At 62.5% G+C, this 18,858-nt stretch carries 20 protein-coding genes and 1 riboswitch; of the genes, 3 read left to right on the top strand and 17 right to left on the bottom strand.

The annotated features are described in order from the left end of the window. Positions 1-208 precede the first annotated feature (208 nt). Together PSH73_RS07035 and PSH73_RS07030 are read left to right on the top strand one after the other, a co-directional pair. The gene (locus PSH73_RS07035; protein WP_057958860.1) at positions 209-691 is read left to right on the top strand and encodes a hypothetical protein; all 483 of its coding nucleotides are present in this window, start codon (positions 209-211) and stop codon (positions 689-691) included. A gap of 146 nt (positions 692-837) precedes the next feature. Beyond that, a complete protein-coding gene (locus PSH73_RS07030; RefSeq protein ID WP_057958859.1) occupies positions 838-2,112 on the top strand; it encodes an OmpP1/FadL family transporter in 1,275 nt (424 codons plus the stop codon). A 65-nt stretch (positions 2,113-2,177) separates the two neighbouring features. On the opposite strand, the gene PSH73_RS07025 is transcribed toward PSH73_RS07030, so the two are convergent. From PSH73_RS07025 to cobO, 13 genes are all read right to left on the bottom strand, one after another. Beyond that, positions 2,178-2,729, bottom strand: a complete 552-nt coding sequence (locus PSH73_RS07025) for a glutathione peroxidase (RefSeq protein WP_057958858.1) — start codon at positions 2,727-2,729, stop codon at positions 2,178-2,180. A 150-nt stretch (positions 2,730-2,879) separates the two neighbouring features. Next, positions 2,880-4,079 carry an MFS transporter gene (locus tag PSH73_RS07020; RefSeq protein WP_162947787.1) on the bottom strand — a complete coding sequence of 400 codons (1,200 nt, stop codon included), beginning with the start codon at positions 4,077-4,079 and terminating at the stop codon, positions 2,880-2,882. 61 nt (positions 4,080-4,140) lie between these two features. Then, on the bottom strand, positions 4,141-4,545 hold the full coding sequence (locus PSH73_RS07015; RefSeq protein ID WP_057438770.1) for a MarR family winged helix-turn-helix transcriptional regulator: 405 nt from the start codon (positions 4,543-4,545) through the stop codon (positions 4,141-4,143). 42 nt (positions 4,546-4,587) lie between these two features. Further along, a complete protein-coding gene (locus tag PSH73_RS07010; RefSeq protein WP_057958857.1) occupies positions 4,588-5,316 on the bottom strand; it encodes an adenosylcobinamide-GDP ribazoletransferase in 729 nt (242 codons plus the stop codon). Next, on the bottom strand, positions 5,317-5,892 hold the full coding sequence (gene cobC, locus PSH73_RS07005; RefSeq protein WP_057958856.1) for an alpha-ribazole phosphatase family protein: 576 nt from the start codon (positions 5,890-5,892) through the stop codon (positions 5,317-5,319). Next, complete coding sequence (gene cobT / locus PSH73_RS07000) at positions 5,889-6,944, bottom strand: nicotinate-nucleotide--dimethylbenzimidazole phosphoribosyltransferase (protein ID WP_305462146.1); 1,056 nt, start codon at positions 6,942-6,944, stop codon at positions 5,889-5,891. The genes cobC and cobT overlap by 4 nt, the downstream gene beginning before the upstream one ends. Continuing rightward, complete coding sequence (gene cobU / locus PSH73_RS06995) at positions 6,941-7,462, bottom strand: bifunctional adenosylcobinamide kinase/adenosylcobinamide-phosphate guanylyltransferase (RefSeq protein ID WP_305462144.1); 522 nt, start codon at positions 7,460-7,462, stop codon at positions 6,941-6,943. Before cobU ends, cobT begins: the two co-directional genes overlap by 4 nt. A 10-nt stretch (positions 7,463-7,472) precedes the next feature. Next, entirely contained in the window at positions 7,473-8,924 is a 1,452-nt protein-coding gene (locus tag PSH73_RS06990) for a cobyric acid synthase (protein ID WP_057958853.1), read from the bottom strand. Beyond that, positions 8,921-9,910 carry a threonine-phosphate decarboxylase CobD gene (gene cobD / locus PSH73_RS06985; protein ID WP_057438765.1) on the bottom strand — a complete coding sequence of 330 codons (990 nt, stop codon included), beginning with the start codon at positions 9,908-9,910 and terminating at the stop codon, positions 8,921-8,923. The genes PSH73_RS06990 and cobD overlap by 4 nt, the downstream gene beginning before the upstream one ends. Continuing rightward, positions 9,903-10,811, bottom strand: coding sequence for an adenosylcobinamide-phosphate synthase CbiB (cbiB, locus tag PSH73_RS06980; protein ID WP_057438764.1), 909 nt, complete (start codon positions 10,809-10,811; stop codon positions 9,903-9,905). Before cbiB ends, cobD begins: the two co-directional genes overlap by 8 nt. Further along, the gene (gene bluB, locus PSH73_RS06975; RefSeq protein WP_057438763.1) at positions 10,808-11,458 is read right to left on the bottom strand and encodes a 5,6-dimethylbenzimidazole synthase; all 651 of its coding nucleotides are present in this window, start codon (positions 11,456-11,458) and stop codon (positions 10,808-10,810) included. Before bluB ends, cbiB begins: the two co-directional genes overlap by 4 nt. Next, a complete protein-coding gene (locus PSH73_RS06970) occupies positions 11,455-12,819 on the bottom strand; it encodes a cobyrinate a,c-diamide synthase (protein ID WP_115127640.1) in 1,365 nt (454 codons plus the stop codon). The genes bluB and PSH73_RS06970 overlap by 4 nt, the downstream gene beginning before the upstream one ends. Beyond that, complete coding sequence (gene cobO / locus PSH73_RS06965; protein ID WP_057438761.1) at positions 12,816-13,427, bottom strand: cob(I)yrinic acid a,c-diamide adenosyltransferase; 612 nt, start codon at positions 13,425-13,427, stop codon at positions 12,816-12,818. Before cobO ends, PSH73_RS06970 begins: the two co-directional genes overlap by 4 nt. A gap of 79 nt (positions 13,428-13,506) precedes the next feature. Continuing rightward, positions 13,507-13,755: riboswitch (cobalamin riboswitch) on the bottom strand. A 99-nt stretch (positions 13,756-13,854) separates the two neighbouring features. On the opposite strand from cobO, the gene PSH73_RS06960 reads away from it, so the two are divergent. Further along, positions 13,855-15,168, top strand: a complete 1,314-nt coding sequence (locus PSH73_RS06960; protein ID WP_198818158.1) for a sorbosone dehydrogenase family protein — start codon at positions 13,855-13,857, stop codon at positions 15,166-15,168. 133 nt (positions 15,169-15,301) lie between these two features. Here PSH73_RS06960 and PSH73_RS06955 read toward each other — a convergent pair whose 3' ends face one another. The 4 genes from PSH73_RS06955 to PSH73_RS06940 form a co-directional block, all read right to left on the bottom strand. After that, positions 15,302-15,841, bottom strand: coding sequence for a C40 family peptidase (locus PSH73_RS06955; protein ID WP_057444557.1), 540 nt, complete (start codon positions 15,839-15,841; stop codon positions 15,302-15,304). A 144-nt stretch (positions 15,842-15,985) separates the two neighbouring features. Beyond that, positions 15,986-16,615, bottom strand: coding sequence for a C40 family peptidase (locus PSH73_RS06950; protein WP_057958849.1), 630 nt, complete (start codon positions 16,613-16,615; stop codon positions 15,986-15,988). Between the two features lie 213 nt (positions 16,616-16,828). Continuing rightward, the gene (gene hda, locus PSH73_RS06945) at positions 16,829-17,533 is read right to left on the bottom strand and encodes a DnaA regulatory inactivator Hda (protein WP_032857040.1); all 705 of its coding nucleotides are present in this window, start codon (positions 17,531-17,533) and stop codon (positions 16,829-16,831) included. Positions 17,534-17,748: 215 nt separating this feature from the next. Beyond that, a complete protein-coding gene (locus tag PSH73_RS06940; protein WP_305462140.1) occupies positions 17,749-18,822 on the bottom strand; it encodes an AI-2E family transporter in 1,074 nt (357 codons plus the stop codon). Positions 18,823-18,858: the final 36 nt, after the last annotated feature.

The following is an 18,858-nucleotide window of genomic DNA, read 5'->3' as shown; positions in this document are numbered from 1 at the left end:
TGTCGGTTGGCTTTAGGTCAAACAGATATAACGCTTATAACCACCCACCGGAAATATTTTAAAAACAGACCTTTACGTCGTGAATCTGACACTACACTTCAACTCAGGCGGCATGATCCGCCTCCGGCGAGCCTGAGATCCGATCCACCGCTGCCAAGCCCCCTCTTCTCAGGCATCGCCGACCATTTTCAAGGGTTCCGAGGGTTCTATGGGCATTGCCGCCAGCGAATTGTGTCGTTATGTGATCCGACCCACGCTGATTTACCTGGGTCGCCACAGCCAAACCGCAGAATCCCTGCTGCTGGGGGTTGCCGCCAGCCAATCGGAACTGGGCTCGGCCCTGCATGACCGGCGCGGCCACGGCCTGTACCGCATTACCGAATCGCGCCACAGGGCCTTATGGGACAGCTACCTGGCCCTCGACCCGGAACGTGCCAGCCTGGTGCGCGGCCTCGCCAGCCAGCATGCCTTCCTCAGCGGGCCGCAGCTGGAACTGACGGTCAACCTGCGCTACGCCACCGCCATCGCCTGGTTGCTGGTGGAACAACATCGCCCCGAACTGCCCCAACCCGACGATCTGCTGGCAATGGCGCGTATCTGGAAAGAAATATTTCACCCTCAGGGTCGGCTGCGGGATTACACCCAAGCCTGGCAAACCTGTGTAAACCCAATGAATCAGGTCGCGTGCTGATCGGGCGCTTTGCAAGATTCGGCAAAAAGCGGCAATTTTGGTCGGATTGTCCTACAAAACCGCTCTATCTCCGGCATTACAGCCTATAGCGCTAAGTTAATTTTATTGATACTTTCCGCAGCGGTGATCACCCCGGAGTTCTAATAATGAAAAAAGTAATGCTCAAGACCACACTTAGCCTCGCCGTTGCCATGGCCTCCTCCCAACTGTTCGCAAGCGGCTTTGCCCTCAACGAACAAAGCGTCAGCGGGATGGGTACCGGGTTCGCGGGCCGTTCTTCTTCTGCCGATGATGCAAGCACTGTTTTTGGCAACCCTGCCGGTATGGCTCGCCTTGAAGGCCAGCAAGTCACGGGCGGTGTTGCGGCAATTGATGCTTCCACTGATATCAAAGATGTCAGCGGTCGCTCCAGCGGCACCAACAAAGGCGACATGGTCCCCTTCACGGCGGTACCGTTCGGCTTCTACACCAACAAACTCAATGACCAGTGGGCAGTCGGCTTCGGTGTGTATGCACCGTTCGGCCTGATTACCGACTACGAGAGCAAATATCAGGGCCGTGGCTTTGGCAGCAAAAGTGAAGTTCAAGTCATCACTTTCCAGCCAACCGTCAGCTATGCCTTCAACGACAGGGTTTCCGTCGGTTTTGGTCCAACCTTCAACCGCATTGCCGGCACCCTGGAATCAGAACTGACACTGAACCCTGCTGCGCCTGACACCCGGATCAAGATCAAGGGCGACGATACTGCCATTGGCTTCAACGCCGGCGTGCTGGTCCAGGCAACCGATAGCACCCGCGTTGGCCTGACCTACCACTCGAAGGTCAAGTACAAACTTGAAGGCCACACCGAAGTGAACGCCCCGGCCATCACCTCCGGCGCCCTGGCGACCGGTCGTTATGACGCCTCGCTGAAAATCGACACCCCTGAATCCTGGGATCTATCGGTTACCCAGGACATGAACGACGCCTGGAAGCTGTATGCCGGTGCCACCTGGACGCGCTGGAGCCGTCTGAAGGACATCACCGTCAACAACAAAGGCGTGACCACCGCCGGCGGCGGCTTCGCCCCAACGCTGGTAGGTACCATCAAGGAAGAACAGAACTGGCACGACACCTGGGCTTATGCCGTGGGTACCTCTTACCAGTTGACCAAGCAGGTTGTGCTGCGTACCGGCTTGACCTTCGACCAGTCGCCAACCAACAGCACTGATCGTTCGCCACGTATCCCTACCGGCGACCGGACCATCTTCAGCGTTGGCCTGGGCTACGCCGTCATGGATAACATGACCATCGACCTGGCCTACTCCTACCTCAAGGAAGAAGAAGTCAGCGTCAACCGCTCCAACCAGTTGGCCAGCTACAACGCCAAGTACAAAAACAGCGCCAACGGTTTCGGCCTGGGCATGACATACAAGTTCTGATCCAACGCTGCATAAAAAAGCCCCGCTCTCCTGCAAAGGAGGCGGGGCTTTTTAGTGGCTGATAATCAGGGTTTGGAAGCCAGTGCCTGCTCCACGGCCTTGATCAGATCCGGGCTATCCGGTTTGGTCAGGCTGGAGAAGCTGGCGATCACCTTGCCCTGGCGATCCACCACGTACTTGTAGAAATTCCATTTCGGCGCGTTGCTCTGCTCGGCCAGGACCTTGAACAGATGCGCCGCATCGGGGCCCCTGACCTTCTGTGGCTCGGTCATGGTGAACGTCACGCCGTAGTTCACATAGCAGACCTTGGCCGTCTCCTCGCCTGTCTTGGCTTCTTGCTTGAAGTCATCGGAGGGCACACCAATCACTTCCAGGCCGTCGCCTTTGTAGCGCTGATACAACGCCTCCAGCCCCTTGAACTGCGGGGCGAACCCACAAAAGCTGGCGGTATTGACGATCACCAGAGGCTTGCCGGCAAAGCGCTGGCACAGGTCGATGGACTCCTTGGCGCGCAATTTGGGCAACTGGCCCTCAAGCAACGTTGGGCAATCGGCGGCCATGGCGACACCACCAAGGCCCATCATCAGGGCGGGTACTGCAAGCCAACGCATTAACATGTCGGGTGTCCTTGGACAAAGTCAGGCAAACAACTTAACAGATCGACATACCCAGTTGCATCAACGCCAGCCCGCTGCGCTGCCAGCCCCACCAGGCCAGCAGCAATAGCGTCAGCAGGCCGGCTGCGCCAACCCAGTACCCGATCGAGTTCATGCTACCCCCATCTGCGCTTGCAACCTGGCCACAGGCCGCTCACGCACGGGCCAATTAAGGGCGGCCGCGACCAGGCTCAAGACGATCGCCACCTGCCAGATCAAATCGTAGTTACCGGTTCGATCATAGACCACGCCCCCCAGCCAGCCGCCGAGGAACGAGCCCAACTGATGGAACAGGAACACGATCCCACCCAGCATCGACAGGTTTCTCACACCAAATAAGGTCGCCACCGTACCGTTGGTCAGCGGCACGGTCGACAGCCATAAAAAGCCCATGGCCATGCCGAACAGGTAGGCACTCATTTGCGTCACCGGCGCCCACAGGAACAACACGATCACCACCGCCCGCAGCAGGTACAGCGCGGTGAGCAAACGCGGTTTGGACATCCGCCCGCCGAGCCAGCCCGCCGTGTAGGTGCCGAAGATATTGAACAGGCCGATCAGCGCCAACACCGTGGTGCCGACGGTCGCCGGCAGGTGCTGATCCACCAGGTAGGCCGGCAAGTGCACGCCGATAAACACCACTTGGAATCCGCAGACAAAAAAACCAAAGGCCAACAACCAGAAACCCGAATGGGAACAGGCTTCATGCAAAGCCTCGCGCAGGGTTTGCTGGCCAGCCATGACCGGCAGCGGGCGGTCCTTGATCATCGTCACCAACGGCACGATCAGCGCCACCAGCAGACCCAGCACCAACAAGGCGGCGGACCAGCCCAGCCAACCGATCAGGCCGAGGGTGCCCGGCAACATGGCGAACTGGCCAAAGGAACCGGCGGCGCTGGCAATGCCCATGGCCATGCTGCGTTTTTCCGGGGCCACGGCACGTCCGACCACGCCGAGGATCACCGAGAATGAGGTGCCGGACAGGCCGATACCGATCAACAAGCCGGCACTCAAGGACAGCGACCACGCCGAATCGGACAAGCCCATGAACACCAGGCCCAGGGCATACAGCACGCCACCGATCATCACCACTTTGGCCGCGCCAAAGCGGTCGGCCAGGGCTCCGGTAAACGGCTGCGCCAGGCCCCAGATCAGGTTTTGCAAGGCGATAGCAAAGGCAAAGGTTTCACGACCCCAGCCGAACTCGGCGCTCATGGGCGCCAGAAACAAACCAAAGCCATGCCGCACGCCCAGGGAAAGGGCCAGGATCAGCGCACTCCCGACAAGAATCCAGCCACTGGTACGCCACATCGAGGTCATTATTATTCTCCGCTACGGGTATATACCCGCTTGTATTCGAACAAGCCCGCGTTTAAGCGAGTTCATCCAGCAAGGCCAACAGGGTTTCGCGTTTTTGCACGCCCAATTTATCGATCAGTTTCTGCTGCGCCGCTTCCCAGGCCGGCAATGCGGCCGCCAGGCGCTGTTTGCCTTGCTCCGTGAGCACCACCAGACGGTTGCGCAGGTCATCGCCTTCGACCAACCGTACCAGGCCTTCGCCCTCCAGCACCCGCAGGTTACGCCCCAGGGTGCTGCGGTCCAGGCCCATGGCATCGGCCAGACTGGAAATACTCGGTTGATTCAGACGCTGCAGGTTACACAGCAAAGAATACTGGGCGACGTTGATTCCGAAGCCATCGAGGGCGCCGTCGTAGTGCCTGCTGACGCCACGGGCGGCACGACGCAGGTTGGTGCATAAACATTGGGAGGCAAGCATGGAACGTGTATATACCCGCGATTAAGGAAATGCAAGAAAGTGTTACAGAGCCAGGCCGATCAACACCGCCACTTCGAGCAGTTCCAGCAAGGCGCCGGCCGTGTCACCGGTGGTGCCGCCCAGTCGATTGATCATCACCTGCCGCAAGCCCACAAAGCAGATGGCCGCCAGCAACACCGCAATCCCGCCGCTGAAACCGCCGATCAACACACACGCCAGGCCACTGAGGATCAGCACCTGCTGCCCGACAATCCGTGGCAAATGGTCAGCCAGCGCCTGGCCCAGGCCCCCGGCACGCACATAGCGGGTGGTGAGAAACAGTGCCAGCAACGAGCTGCGACCGATCAATGGGGCGAGGATCAAGGCGGCGCCATTGTGTTGCTCGATCAGCGCCACCAGCGCGGTGAATTTAAGCAGCAGCACCAAGCCCAGGGTCACGACAGCAATCGGGCCGCTGCGCGGGTCCTTCATGATGCTCAGGGTGCGTTCTCGGTCGCCAAAGCCACCCAGCCAGGCGTCGGCGCTGTCCGCCAGGCCATCCAGGTGCAGGCCGCCACTGAGCAACACCCACGCCGTCAGCAGCAAGGCCCCGTGCAACAGCAAGGGCGCGCCCATTAACAGCATGTTCAAGCCCCACAGCAGCAACCCGAACAACAGCCCCACCAGCGGATAAAACAGCAGCGAGCGCCCCAGCTCCTGGGGTTGCGGCATGCCCGGCAGGCGAATCGGCAGGCTGCTGAGAAACTGCAAGGCAATCCAGAATGGCAACATTCAGGCGCCCTCGCTCAACACACCGTCGGCCTCGACCCGCAGGCTGAACAGGCCGCCGTGGCCCACCTCGACATTCAGCAACTGCTCACGGGGCAAGCCGCGGGCCTGGGCCAGCAGTAAACGCATGACGCCACCATGGCTGATCAGCAGCACCCGTTGGCCGGCATACAGCTGATGCAGACGTAGGACAGCGTCCCGTACACGCTGGGAAAACGCCTCGACAGGCTCGCCATCCGGCGGCGTAAAGCTATATGGATCGGCCCAGAAAAGCCCCAATGCCTCGGCATCGGTTTCCATCAATTGCACCGCGCTCTGCCCTTCCCAGGCGCCGAAGTGCAGTTCCTGCAGATCCTGTTCCAGGCTCACCGGCAGGTTCAGGCGTGCGCCCAACTCCTCAGCAAAACGCGCGCAGCGCTGCAGCGGCGAGCTGACCAGACGATCCCACGGCCCGCGCGCCAGCACCGCCTCACGCATCTGCGCCCAGCCCTTGGCGGTCAGGGCATCATCCAGGCTGCCGCGCAACCCGCCGCCCAGTTCGGTCTCACCATGGCGTAGCAGGTCCAGGTGCAAGGTCATGCCGGGCGGTCCGCCACGGCCGCTTCGGCAAATGTCGCCATCTGCCCGTGTAACGCACAGGCCAGACGCAACAGCGGCACCGCCAGCGCCGCGCCGCTGCCCTCGCCCAGGCGCAGGCCCAGCTCCAGCAGCGGCTGGGCTTCAAGGTTTTGCAACACATGGCAATGGCCCGGCTCGGCGCCCCGATGGCCGAACAACAGCCATGGCCGGCACGACGGGTTGAGGCGCGTGGCGACCAGCGCCGCGACGCTGCAGATAAACCCGTCGACCAGCACCACCACCCCCGCCTGGGCGCAGGCCAGATAGGCCCCCACCAACCCGGCGATCTCCAGGCCACCGAGATTGAACAAGGTCTGCAACGGGTCGCCCCGCTGCCCGGCATGCAATGCCAGGGCCCGCTCGATCACCGCCACTTTATGGCTCACGCCCTGGGCATTCAGGCCGGTGCCGGGACCGGTCAGGTCGCTGACCTGGCAATCGAGCAAGGCACAGGCCAGCGCACTGGCGGCAGTGGTGTTGCCGATGCCCATCTCACCCCCAATAAACAGCTGCGCACCGGCGTTGATCGCGCGCTGCACGCTGTCACGCCCCGCCGCCAGGGCCAACTGGCCCTGGGCCTCGGTCATGGCCGCGCCCAGCACAAAATTAGCCGTGCCCGGGGCGATATTCAGGTGGCGCACGCCCGGCAGGTCGAGCGACGGCGTCACGGTACCCAGATCCACCACTTCCAGCTGCGCATCCAGTTGGCGGGCCAGCACACTGATCGCCGCGCCACCGCTGACAAAGTTATGCAGCATCTGCCCGGTGACTTCCTGGGGATAGGCCGAGACCCCTTCCGCGACCACCCCGTGATCGCCAGCAAAGATGGCGATCCACACCTGCTCGACCGTCGGTTTGACCCGGCCCTGCAAACCGGCCAGTTGCACCGCCAACGCCTCCAGTTGCCCCAGGGACCCGGCGGGCTTGGTCAGTTGTTGCTGGCGGGCCAGGGCTTGTTCATAAGCCGCAGCGTCCAGCGCCTTGCACGGGTCCAGCCACCAGGATGGGCTCATAACGCAGTACCTTTCAATGTCAGGGGCAGGCCGGCAACAGTCAGCACTACACGCTGACACCGCTCGGCCAAGGCTTGATGCAGCCAACCGGCTTCATCCACATAGCGGCGAGTCAACTCGCCCAGCGGTACGACACCCAGACCGGTCTCGTTGCTGACAAAAATGATTTCGCCCGGCAGCGACGCCAGGCAGTCCAGCAGGGATTCACGCTCGACGCCCAGGCGCTGCGGGTCGTCCAGCAGTAACAGGTTGGTGAGCCACAGGGTCAGGCAATCGACCAGCAGGCAATGCCCAGGGGCCGCGTTTTCACGCAGAACCCGCGCCAATTCCAGCGGTTCCTCGATCAACCCCCACTGGCTGGGACGGCGCTGGCGATGCAGGGCCACGCGCGCGTTCATCTCACCGTCCTGGGGTTGGCTGGTGGCGATATAAGTGACAGGCATGGCGCTGTCGCTGGCGAGTTTTTCCGCCAGGCGGCTTTTACCAGAGCGGGCGCCGCCGAGGATCAGTTGCAACATGGTCAAGCCCTCAAATCCCACATAGCTGACGCAGCAATCGGGTATCCAGATGCTGTTCCACCAGGTCCGCCAAGCGCTCGATATCGCGCTCGCGCAAGCCGTGGTAATCCACTTCCTGCACGTCCTGCAAACCGGCCCAGCGCAACACGGCGCTGCAGGCCGCCGGGGTTTCGAACAGGCCATGCAGATACGTGCCGAGGATTTGCCCGTCATCGCTGCAGGCACCGTCGCTGCGGCCGTCATCCAGGCGTACCGCTGGCTGCGCCAGGGCGGCACCTCGGGTCACGCCCGCATGGATCTCATACCCGCTGACCGACGCCTCTTCCAGCACCAGGCGGCCGTGCACATTGCGCAATTGTTTCTCGGCTTCCAGGGTGGTGCTGAACGCCAGGAGGCCCAGGCCATCACTGGAGCCCTCAGGCCCTTCCAGACCCAGTGGGTCGTGAACCTGCTCGCCCAGCATCTGCAGGCCACCGCAGATGCCCAGCACCTTGCCGCCGTAACGCAGGTGCCGGGCAATGGCGGTGTCCCAGCCATTGGCGCGCAGGTAGGCCAGGTCGCTGCGCACGCTTTTCGAGCCGGGCAGGATGATCAGGTCGGCTGCGGGGATTGCCTGGCCCGGGCCGACAAACTGCAAATCCACCTGGGGATGCAGGCGCAGCGGGTCAAAATCGGTGTGGTTGCTGATGCGCGGCAGCACAGGCACCACCACCTTGAGCACCTGCGCCGCCTTGTCGATCTGGCGCTGGTCGATGCCATCCTCGGCTTCCAGGTGCAGGTCCATCACATACGGCAGCACCCCCACCACCGGCTTGCCGGTGCGCGCCTCAAGCCAGTCGAGGCCCGGTTGCAGCAGGGCGATATCGCCGCGAAAGCGGTTGATGATAAAGCCCTTGACCCGCGCCTGTTCCGACGGCGACAACAGCTCCAGGGTGCCCACCAGATGGGCGAATACCCCGCCGCGATTGATATCGGCAATCAGCAACACCGGGCAATCCACCGCTTCGGCGAAGCCCATATTGGCAATGTCATTGGCCCGCAGGTTGATCTCGGCCGGCGAGCCTGCGCCTTCGACCATCACCACCGGGTAGGCCGCACTCAAACGCGCGTGGGAGGCCAGCACCGCCTGCATGGCGATGGCCTTGTAGTCGTGATAGGCCACGGCATTCATGCTGGTCACGGCGCGGCCATGGATGATGACCTGGGAGCCGGTGTCGCTATTGGGCTTGAGCAGCACCGGGTTCATATCGGTGTGCGGCGCCAGGTTGGCAGCCTGGGCCTGCACAGCCTGGGCGCGGCCGATTTCGCCACCTTCTGCTGTCACCGCGCTGTTGAGCGCCATGTTCTGCGGCTTGAAGGGCACCACCGGCACGCCCTGGCGCACGACCCAACGGCACAGTGCGGTCACCAGGGTGCTTTTGCCCGCGTCGGAGGTGGTGCCTTGCACCATCAGGGTGGTCATGAGGTTTGCTTCCAGGCAGTCAGGGCCTGTTCAAGGCGCAGCCAATCGGCATCAGTCCCGGGCAGGCCAAAACGCAGGCTGCTGTCGTGGACAAACAGGCGCAACAGGATGCCGCGCTGGGCCATGAATTCATGCAACTGCTCGGCGTGATCGCTGATCAGCCACTGGAACAGCGCGCAGCCACCTTGCGGGCGCAGGCCATACTGCTCCAGCAGGCGGAACAGGCGCTGGCTGGCGTCTTCGCAGCGCTGGCGCTGGTAGGTATGGCCGGCGCTGTCGCGCAGGCAGACCTGGCCCAACTCCCGGGTCGGCCCGCTCACTGCCCAAGGCCCGACCTGTTCGGCCAGCAGCTTGAGCAGTTTGCGTTCGGCCAGCACAAAACCCAGGCGCACCCCGGCCAGGCCGAAAAACTTGCCGAACGAGCGCAACACAATCAGCCCGACTTGATTGGCCTGGCTCGCCAGGCTCAAGTGCGGGGTGTTGTCCATAAAGGCCTCATCCACCACCAGCCAGCCACCGCGCTCGGCCAGGCGCGCATGCCAATCCAGCAGGCGCTGGGGCGTGAGGCTCAGGCCGGTGGGGTTGTTGGGATTGACCACCACCAACACGTCGAGGCTGTCGAGGAAGAAGTCGACTTCCTGCTCCAGCACCTCGCGCACGATGTAACCGGCGCGGCGCCAGGCTTCGGCATGCTCGGCATAGCACGGCGACAACACGCCGACCTTGCCCGCCCGGCGCAGGCGCGGCAGCAACTGGATGGCCGCCTGGGAGCCCGGCACCGGTAATACCTGGGCCGCGCCGTAGTAATCACAGGCTGCTTGTTCAAGGCCATCATCGGTCTCTGGCAAGCGGGCCCAGGCCCGCAGCGGGATGGGCGGGATGGGCCAGGGCCAGGGCGCGAGGCCACTGGACAGGTCCAGCCAGTCTTCCTGGGCAATGCCGTACTGCAGCGCCGCCTTGCGCAGCCGTCCACCGTGTTCAAGCATAGAAATGCGCCCCCGCACACAGGATCAACACCCACAGCCACACGCCGCGCTGCACCAACTGCCAGCCACGCTCGATGGAATCGGCATCGGCCGGCGGCCCTTCGCCGAGGATCGGACGCTGGTGCAACTCACCGTGATAAATCGCTGCCCCGCCCAACTCGACGCCCAGGGCACCAGCGCCCGCAGCCATCACCGGCCCGGCATTCGGGCTGTCCCAGGTCGGCCCCTGGCGACGCCAGCATGTGAGCGCCAGGCGCGTCTTGCCGAGCACGGCGTAGGTCAACGCGACCAGCCGCGCAGGGATGTAATTCAGCAGGTCGTCAATCTTCGCCGCCGCCCAGCCAAAACGTTCAAAACGTTCATTGCGATAGCCCCACATGGCATCCAGGGTATTGCTCAGGCGGTACAGCACCACGCCGGGCACGCCGGCCACGACAAACCAGAACAGCGCGGCAAACACCGCGTCGCTACCGTTTTCCAGCACCGACTCGGTGGCTGCGCGGGCCACTTCGGTGCTGTCCAGCTCACTGGTCTGGCGGCTGACCAGGTAACTCACGCGCGTGCGTGCTTCGTCCAGGTCGCCGCTGCGCAGGGCCTGGGCCACCGGCAACACGTGCTCACCCAGGCTGCGCATGCCCAGGGCCAAGTACAACGCGAGGATCTCGATCACCCAGCCGAAGTAAGGCGCCCAGGACAAGGCCGTGGCCAGCAAAGTCAGCGGTATCACCGTGATAAACCACGCGCTCACGCCATGGCTGCGCCAGCCACGCCCCGCGGAGTTGAAACGCTGCTCGATGCGCCCGGCAAAATTGCCGAACGCCACCAGCGGATGCCAGCGCCTGGGCTCGCCCAGCAGGGCATCCAGCGCCACTGCAGCGACACTCAGCAAGGCCACACTCATTGACTCACTCCCCAATAATTCTCATACAGCATGTCACTCAGCGGACGCGGTTCGGTCCAGCCTTCGAGTTGCAACATCGGTGCCGGATAGAACTCCGTCACCGGGCCCAGGCACAGCACGGCCAGGGGCTTGGCACCGGGTGGCAGGCCCAGCAGGTCGGCCAGGTCCCGGGGTTCGAACAGTGACACCCAGCCCATGCCCAGGCCTTCGGCGCGGGACGCCAGCCATAGATTCTGGATTGCACAGGACAGCGAGGCCAGGTCCATTTCCGGCAAGGTCCGACGCCCGAAAATATGCCGCTCACGGTCATCCATCAACGCCGCCACCAGCACCTCGGCGCAGTCGTGGATGCCTTCGACCTTGAGCCTCATAAAGTCGTCCGAGCGCTCGCCCAGGGCTTGCGCGGTGCGGATGCGTTCGGCTTCCACCAACTGCTGGATCTGCCCACGCAGGTTGCGGTCGCTGATGCGGATAAAGCGCCAGGGCTGCATCAGGCCGACGCTGGGGGCCTGGTGCGCGGCGTGCAGCAGGCGGTGCAACAACTCGGGGGCGACGGTGCCGCCACTGAAGTGGCGCATGTCGCGGCGTTCGGCAATGGCGCGATAAATGGCGTCGCGCTCGGCCTGGGGGAAGGCGTTGTCGGTCATGACCCTATCGCGGGCAAGCCCGCGCCTACCGTTGCAATGCAATCGCCTGCGTTGGCGGCGTCCCGATCCGGCGCAAACAGCGCGGCCACTGCAACCGGGTTCGACGGGAAATAAAAGTGCACATAGGAGGCCGTCATCCGCCCCTGGCGATACACCGCCTCGGCGCCGCGCCCGCCATTGGGGCTCAGGCCACGGGCAATCGGCTGCCACGGCGTGCTGGTCAGGGAATGATGGTAGGTGTGGCCGCGCAATTCGCCTTCCGGCAATTCGACCGTTTGCAGGGCCAGGGCCGCCAGGCGTTTCTGCATGACCGCATCGCCTTGCAGCAGCCCCAGCAGTTCGGCACGCGTGCCCTCGACATCGGTCAGGGAGTCGAGCAGGTAGAGCATGCCGCCGCATTCGGCCAGCAATGGTTTGCCGGCGCTGTGGTGGGCGCGGATCGCCTGCAGCATCGCGGTGTTTTGCGACAGCGCCTGATGATGCAACTCCGGGTAGCCACCGGGCAGATAGAGGCTGTCGGCGTCGGGCAGCACGCGGTCATGGATCGGCGAGAAGAAGTGCAACTGCGCGCCCATCGCCCGCAGTAAGTCGAGGCTGGCGCCATAGGTGAAGGCAAAGGCTTCGTCACGGGCCACGGCAATCCGCACCCCGGCCAGCAACGGCTGGGCCTCGATCACCTCCGGCGCAGCGAATTCCACCGGCGGTGGCAGCGCTACCTCGCAACTGCTGGCCAGGGCGGCGGCGGCGGCATCCAGGCGCAGATCGAGGTCATTCAACTCGCTGGCCTGCACCAGGCCCAGGTGGCGGCTGGGCAGCTCGATCCCGGTTTCCCGGGACAGCGCGCCGTACCAGCGCAGGCCTTCGGTCAGGCTGCCTTCCAGCAACTGCGCATGGCGCACGGTGCCGACGCGGTTGGCCAGGACCCCGGCGAACGGCAGGTCCGCCTGGTAACGCGCCAACCCCAGCGCCAGGGCGCCAAAGGTTTGGGCCATGGCGGTGCCGTCGATCACTGCCAGCACCGGCACGCCAAAGTGGCGCGCCAGGTCGGCGCTGGACGGTGTGCCGTCGAACAGGCCCATCACGCCCTCGATCAGGATCAGGTCCGCCTCCCCCGCGGCTTCCCACAACAGGCGACGGCTTTCCTGCTCGCCGACCATCCACATGTCCAATTGATAGACCGGCGCACCACTGGCGCGCTCATGGATCATCGGGTCGAGAAAGTCCGGGCCGCACTTGAACACCCGGACCTTGCGCCCCAGGTTGCGATGCAAACGGGCCAGCGCGGCGGTGACAGTGGTCTTGCCCTGGCCTGACGCCGGCGCGGCGATCAGCACTGCTGGGCAATGGCGCGGCTGGTTCAAAGTTCGATGCCTTTCTGTGCCTTGATACCCGCCTGGAACGCGTGCTTGAGCATGCCCATTTCGGTGACGGTATCGGCCATTTCAATCAGTTCCGGTTTGGCCCCGCGGCCGGTGACCAGCACGTGCTGCATCGGTGGCCGGGCTTGCAGGTCGCTCAACACTTGGTCCAGGTCCAGATAGCCGTGCTTGAGCGCGATGTTCAGCTCATCCAGCACCACCAGGCCGATGGATGGATCCTGCAACATTTCCCGGGAAACCTTCCAGGCCGCTTCGGCGGCAGCGATATCGCGCTGGCGGTCCTGGGTCTCCCAGGTAAAGCCCTCGCCCATCACATGGAAGCGCACCTGCTCGGGGAAGCGGCGGAAGAACAGCTCTTCACCGGTGCTGTTACGGCCCTTGATGAACTGCACCACACCGCATTGCATACCGTGCCCCATGGCCCGGGCGAGCATGCCAAACGCCGAGCTGCTCTTGCCTTTGCCGTTGCCGGTCAACACCAGCAGCAAACCGCATTCATTCGGTGAATTGGCAATGCGCTCGTCAATCACCGCTTTTTTGCGCAGCATGCGCGCCAGGTGGCGTTCGTCACGATCAGGGGTATCAGTCATGGCAGCTCTCCGTTGGGGCTGGACAAAAACGGCGGGCAGGAAAAGACAACTTAAATGAAGCCAAGCATCGCCCACCGTGATGCTGTTGGATGAATCAGGCCGGTCTCCGGGCTCATGAGTGGCGCCCGATTGACCAGGGCAAGCCGACGATGCGCCTTCCCATATCGCAGGCGATACAGTGGCAAAAGCAGCGTCTTGACTCATTTACCGTTGCGGGGGCAGCGCCGGGATCGTGGCCACACTGTAGAAAAGTGCGCGCACTCACCGGCTTCCCTGTTTCACTCGGTCGGCGCGTACGCCACAGAGCACCTGAAACAAGCGGCGAAGGTTAGTGGGTTGGGGGTACAGCGTCAATTAAAGCCGGCCACGTACTTGAACCATCGCCGCGCGCCATACCTCTATGACTACAGGCATTGAGGAGAAAAACATGCACAAGACCCGACTCGCCCTACTGATCATGGCCGCAGGCGCACTCGCTGCCTGTGGCGAAAGCTCAACCTTGCAGGTATCCGATGGCACCGGGCCGTCGCCCAAGCTGCCGGAACCGAATAAAACCCTGATCCCCACCGTCAACATCGCTCCGGCGATTGGCTGGCCCGCCGGCGCCAAGCCCAAGGCCGCCGCCGGTACCCAGGTTGGCGCCTTCGCCGAAGGCCTGGATCACCCGCGCTGGCTGTATGTATTGCCCAATGGCGACGTGCTGGTGGCCGAGACCAACGCGCCGCCCAAGCCGGATGACTCCAAGGGCATTCGCGGCTGGGTCATGGAAAAGGTCATGGGCCGTGCCGGTGCCGGCGTACCCAGCCCGAACCGCATCACCCTGCTACGCGATGCCGACCATGATGGCGTGGCGGAAACCCGCACGGTGTTCCTGGAAAACCTCAACTCGCCGTTTGGCATGACCCTGGTGGGCAACGACCTGTATGTGGCCGACTCGGACAAGCTGCTGCGCTTCCCCTATCAACCGGGAGAAACCGCGATCAAGGCCCAGGGCACCAAGGTCATCGACCTGCCGGGCGGCCCGCTCAACCACCACTGGACGAAAAACGTGGTGGCCAGCAAGGACGGCAGCACGTTGTATGTGAGCGTGGGTTCCAACAGCAACGTCGGTGAAAACGGCCTGGAAGCCGAACAGGGGCGTGCGGCGATCTGGGAAGTCGACCGGGCCAGCGGCAAGCAGCGGATTTTTGCCTCCGGGCTGCGCAACCCCAATGGCATGGCCTGGGAGCCGCAAAGCGGCAAGCTGTGGACGGCAGTCAACGAGCGCGATGAAATCGGCAGCGACCTGGTGCCGGACTACATCACCTCGGTCAAGGATGGCGGCTTTTATGGCTGGCCGTTCAGCTATTACGGCCAGCATGTGGATGTACGGGTCACGCCGCAGGACCCGGACCTGGTGGCCAAGGCCATTGCGCCGGACTATGCCGTCGGCCCCCACACCGCGTCGCTGGGCCTGACCTTTGCCGAAGGCAACACCCTACCGGCGCAATTTGCCCAAGGCGCTTTTATCGGCCAGCACGGTTCGTGGAATCGCAAGCCGCACAGCGGGTACAAGGTGATCTTTGTGCCATTTGCGGGGGGCAAGCCCAACGGCGCGCCGGTGGATGTGCTGACCGGCTTTCTCAACAGTGATGAGAAAGCTATGGGCCGGCCGGTGGGCGTGGTGATCGACCAGCAAGGCGGGTTGCTGGTGGCGGACGATGTGGGGAATAAGGTGTGGCGGGTGTCTTCAGCCAAATAAATGATTTGCGAGCACCCCAAAACAACTGTGGGAGCGGGCTTGCCCGCGATGGCTGTGGATCAGTCAGGAATCTATCCACTGACACACCGCCATCGCGGGCAAGCCCGCTCCCACATTGGGTTTTATATTTGGCTTAGGGATTACGCGCCAATTGCCCCGCCGGCAACACGCGCTTGGCGCTCAAATAGGCATTCTGCCAGTAGGCCTTGGACAAGGTATCAAGCTTCACCGTACCGCCGGTTTGCGGCGCATGCACGAAACGCCCTTCACCCACGTAGATGCCGGCATGGCTGACCTGCGAGCCACCGCCCGTGGCGAAGAACAGCAGGTCGCCGGTCTGCAGCGCATCTTCGCGCACGTCCTGGGCCCGCATCACAATCAGCTCGCGAGTGGTGCGCGGCAGCGAGATGCCCGCGGCGTCGCGGTAGACAAAACCAATCAAACCACTGCAATCAAACCCCGAATCCGGGGTGTTGCCGCCCCAGCGGTAAGGCGTGCCCACCAGGCCCAGGGCGCGAAACAGCACATCTTCGGCCACTGGCGAAAAGTTCTGGGTGGAATAGTTGAATACCGGCTTGGGCTTGACGGCCACAGGCGCAGGTGGAGGACGGCTGGCGCAGGCACTGAGCAGTGCGGCGCAAACAACAAGAATTAGGCGGGCCGAGGTCGACATGGGCAGAACAATCCTGATCTGGATGCGGCTTTCGCTGCCGAACGCTGAAAACTAGACCGCGCAAGCAAGCTTGCGCGGTCAGGTTCGCAACAATATCTCAGGATTCTAGCGCTTACGCGTCAAACTTCAAGTATCACTTTAACTTTACTTGCGAGCGGTAACGGTAGTCGGGGCCATCGCCAAAGCGCGCTTGGCTTCGATGAAGGTTTTGCTCCAGTAGCTGTCACCCAGCTTATCGACCCGCACCCCACCGCTACGGCGGCTGCTGGAGTGGATGAACTGGTCATCGCCCAGGTAGATACCGGCGTGACTGACGCGACCACGGCCGTTGGTACTGAAGAAAAGCAGATCGCCGGGCTTGAGGTTGTTTCGTGCGACCAACGGTGCATCCACGTTGATCATTTCGCGGGTGGAGCGCGGCAGGTTCATGCCGGCTTCTTCACGAAACAGGTAGCCGATAAAGCCACTGCAGTCGAAACCGGCTTCAGAGGTACCACCGAAACGGTAACGGGTACCGATCAGGGACATGCCGCGTTCGAGGATACTGTCGGCCAGCAGTGGCAGTTGATAAGGCTTGCTGTCGGCGAACTCAGCCAGTTCTTTTTCGGTCGCCACCTCTTCTTCATAAACAGAAGAAGACTGTGCTGCGACGAATTTGGCTTGATGCTGTTGTTGTGGCTTTTGCTGCTCGACCACCTGCTGGGGGTGGGTGGCGCAACCAAACAACAGGGTAACGAGTGCGAGAGGCACGAGGGGTGCGAAGCGATTTAGCATGGGCACGACCGTGGCTGATATGTAAAGAAGCCGAGACTATGCCTTCTATGACATCGATTTGCAAATTCAATCGTGATCTATGTGACTTCTTGTTTGACCCATGTCATCTAAGCCCTTGAACCCCATTTAGACCCTTTTGCGTGGCCAGAGCGGCCCAAACGCAGGTTTTCTGACGCCTGTAATTTGCCAGGGGCCCCGGTTTTAAAGGGCTGGCTACCAGCCGAGGGTTTCTTTGAGGAAGGGAATGGTGAGCTTGCGCTGGGCCTGCAACGAGGCCTGGTCGAGTTGTTCGAGCAAGTCGAACAGCGCGCTCATGCTGCGGGTGCCACGGGTGAGGATGAAATGCCCGACTTCATCGGTCAGGTGCAGGCCACGACGCGAAGCGCGCAGTTGCAGGGCACGCAGCTTGTCTTCGTCGGACAGTGGGCGCATCTGGAAGATCAGCGCCAGGGTCAGCCGCGACTTGAGGTCTGCCAGCTTGACCGGCAATTCCCGTGGCGAGGTAGAGGCGGCAATCAACAGACGCCGGCCGCTGTCGCGCAGGCGGTTGAACAGATGGAACAGCGCTTCTTCCCAGTCCGCCCGGCCGGCAACGGCTTGCAGGTCATCCAGGCACACCAGTTCGTATTGCTCGAGGTTATCGAGGATGCCGATGCCACGGTCCAGCAGTTCGGCCAACGGCAAATACACCGCTGGCTCCCCCATCTGCTCAAAGCGCAGGCAGGCGGCCTGCAACAGGTGGGTACGCCCCACGCCGTCCTTGCCCCAGAGGTAGATCAGGCTTTCCGTCCACCCGGCGTCGGCTTCGCAGAGCCGCTCGACATAGCCGAGTGCAGCGGCATTGGCGCCTGGGTAGTAATTGATGAAGGTAGCGTCGTCACGCAGACGCACACCTAGGGGCAGCTGAATCGGTTTCATGCTGACTGAACGGTCCCAATCGAACCGTTAGTGGCCTCTGTGAAAAGTTTGCAAAGTTTATACCCGTGACGCCGGGCGCACAATGCAACAGACCACAAGCAAAATCAAAGGTTTGCGTTAACTCATTGGATTTTTTGGAGATTGTTTGGCGCGATGGCTAAATGCCAAGCCCCACAGACAACAAACCCGGCCTTGAGCCGGGTTTGTGATCAGTCTTACAACTGAGGGTCATCGGCGCCCGTATAGGCGCCCGAATCCTTGTACACATCGTGCACATGGCGCACCAGCACCATGATCACCGCAGCTACCGGCAGCGCCAGGAGGATGCCGGTAAAGCCGAACAGCTCGCCGCCCGCCAGGATCGCAAAGATCACCGCCACCGGGTGCAGGCCGATGCGATCGCCCACCAGCAACGGCGTCAGCACCATGCCTTCCAGGGCCTGGCCGGCCATGAACACCGCGACAATCCCCAGCATCGGGTACAAGTCACCGCCAAACTGGAACAGGCCAGCCACCAGCGCCGCACCAATCCCGATGACAAAGCCCATGTACGGCACAATCGCCGCCAGGCCGGCAATCATGCCGATCAACAGGCCCAGTTCCAGGCCGATCGCCATTAGCCCGCCAGCGTAGATAATCCCCAGCGCCACCATCACCAGCAACTGCCCACGGACAAAGGCGCCCAGCACCTCATGGCACTCCCCGGCCAGGGACACGATGCGCTCCTCGCGATCACGGGGCAGCAGGCTGCGGATCTTGGCCATCATGATGTCCCAGTCACGCAGCAGGTAGAACGCCACCACCGGGATCAATACCAGGTTGGTCAGCCAGCCGATCAACGCCAGGCTGGAGGCCGTGGCCTGACTGAGGATCACCCCGACGATATCGGTGGTCTGGCCCATATGCTCGCTGATCGCGGCCTTGACCTTGTCGAACTTCCAGAAGCCATCGGCCAGGCCGAGTTTGGACTGCACCCAGGGCATGGCCGTGTGCTGCAGCCAATCGAGCATTTGCGGCGCCAGTTCGTACAGGCGCAACAGTTGCTTGGCCAGCATCGGCACCAGCACCAGCAACAGCGCCATGACGATCAGGGTAAACAGCGCAAACACCGCCACCACGCCCCAGGTGCGCGACAGCCCGGCCTTTTCCAGGCGATCCACCACAGGATCGAACAGATAGGCCAGCAGCAAGGCGACCAGGAACGGCGTCAGGATCGAATGCAGCAAGAATACAAAGACGCACAGCAGGACAACCCCGCCAAGCCACACCCAACGACGCGTATCCGCCATAAACCACTCCATCTGTTATTTGCTTCTATATAAGGA

This window comes from Pseudomonas sp. FP2294 (genome assembly GCF_030687625.1).
Lineage (GTDB): Bacteria > Pseudomonadota > Gammaproteobacteria > Pseudomonadales > Pseudomonadaceae > Aquipseudomonas > Aquipseudomonas shahriarae.
Note: the sequence above shows the minus strand (reverse complement) of the source record. Positions and strands in the feature narration are given on the sequence as shown.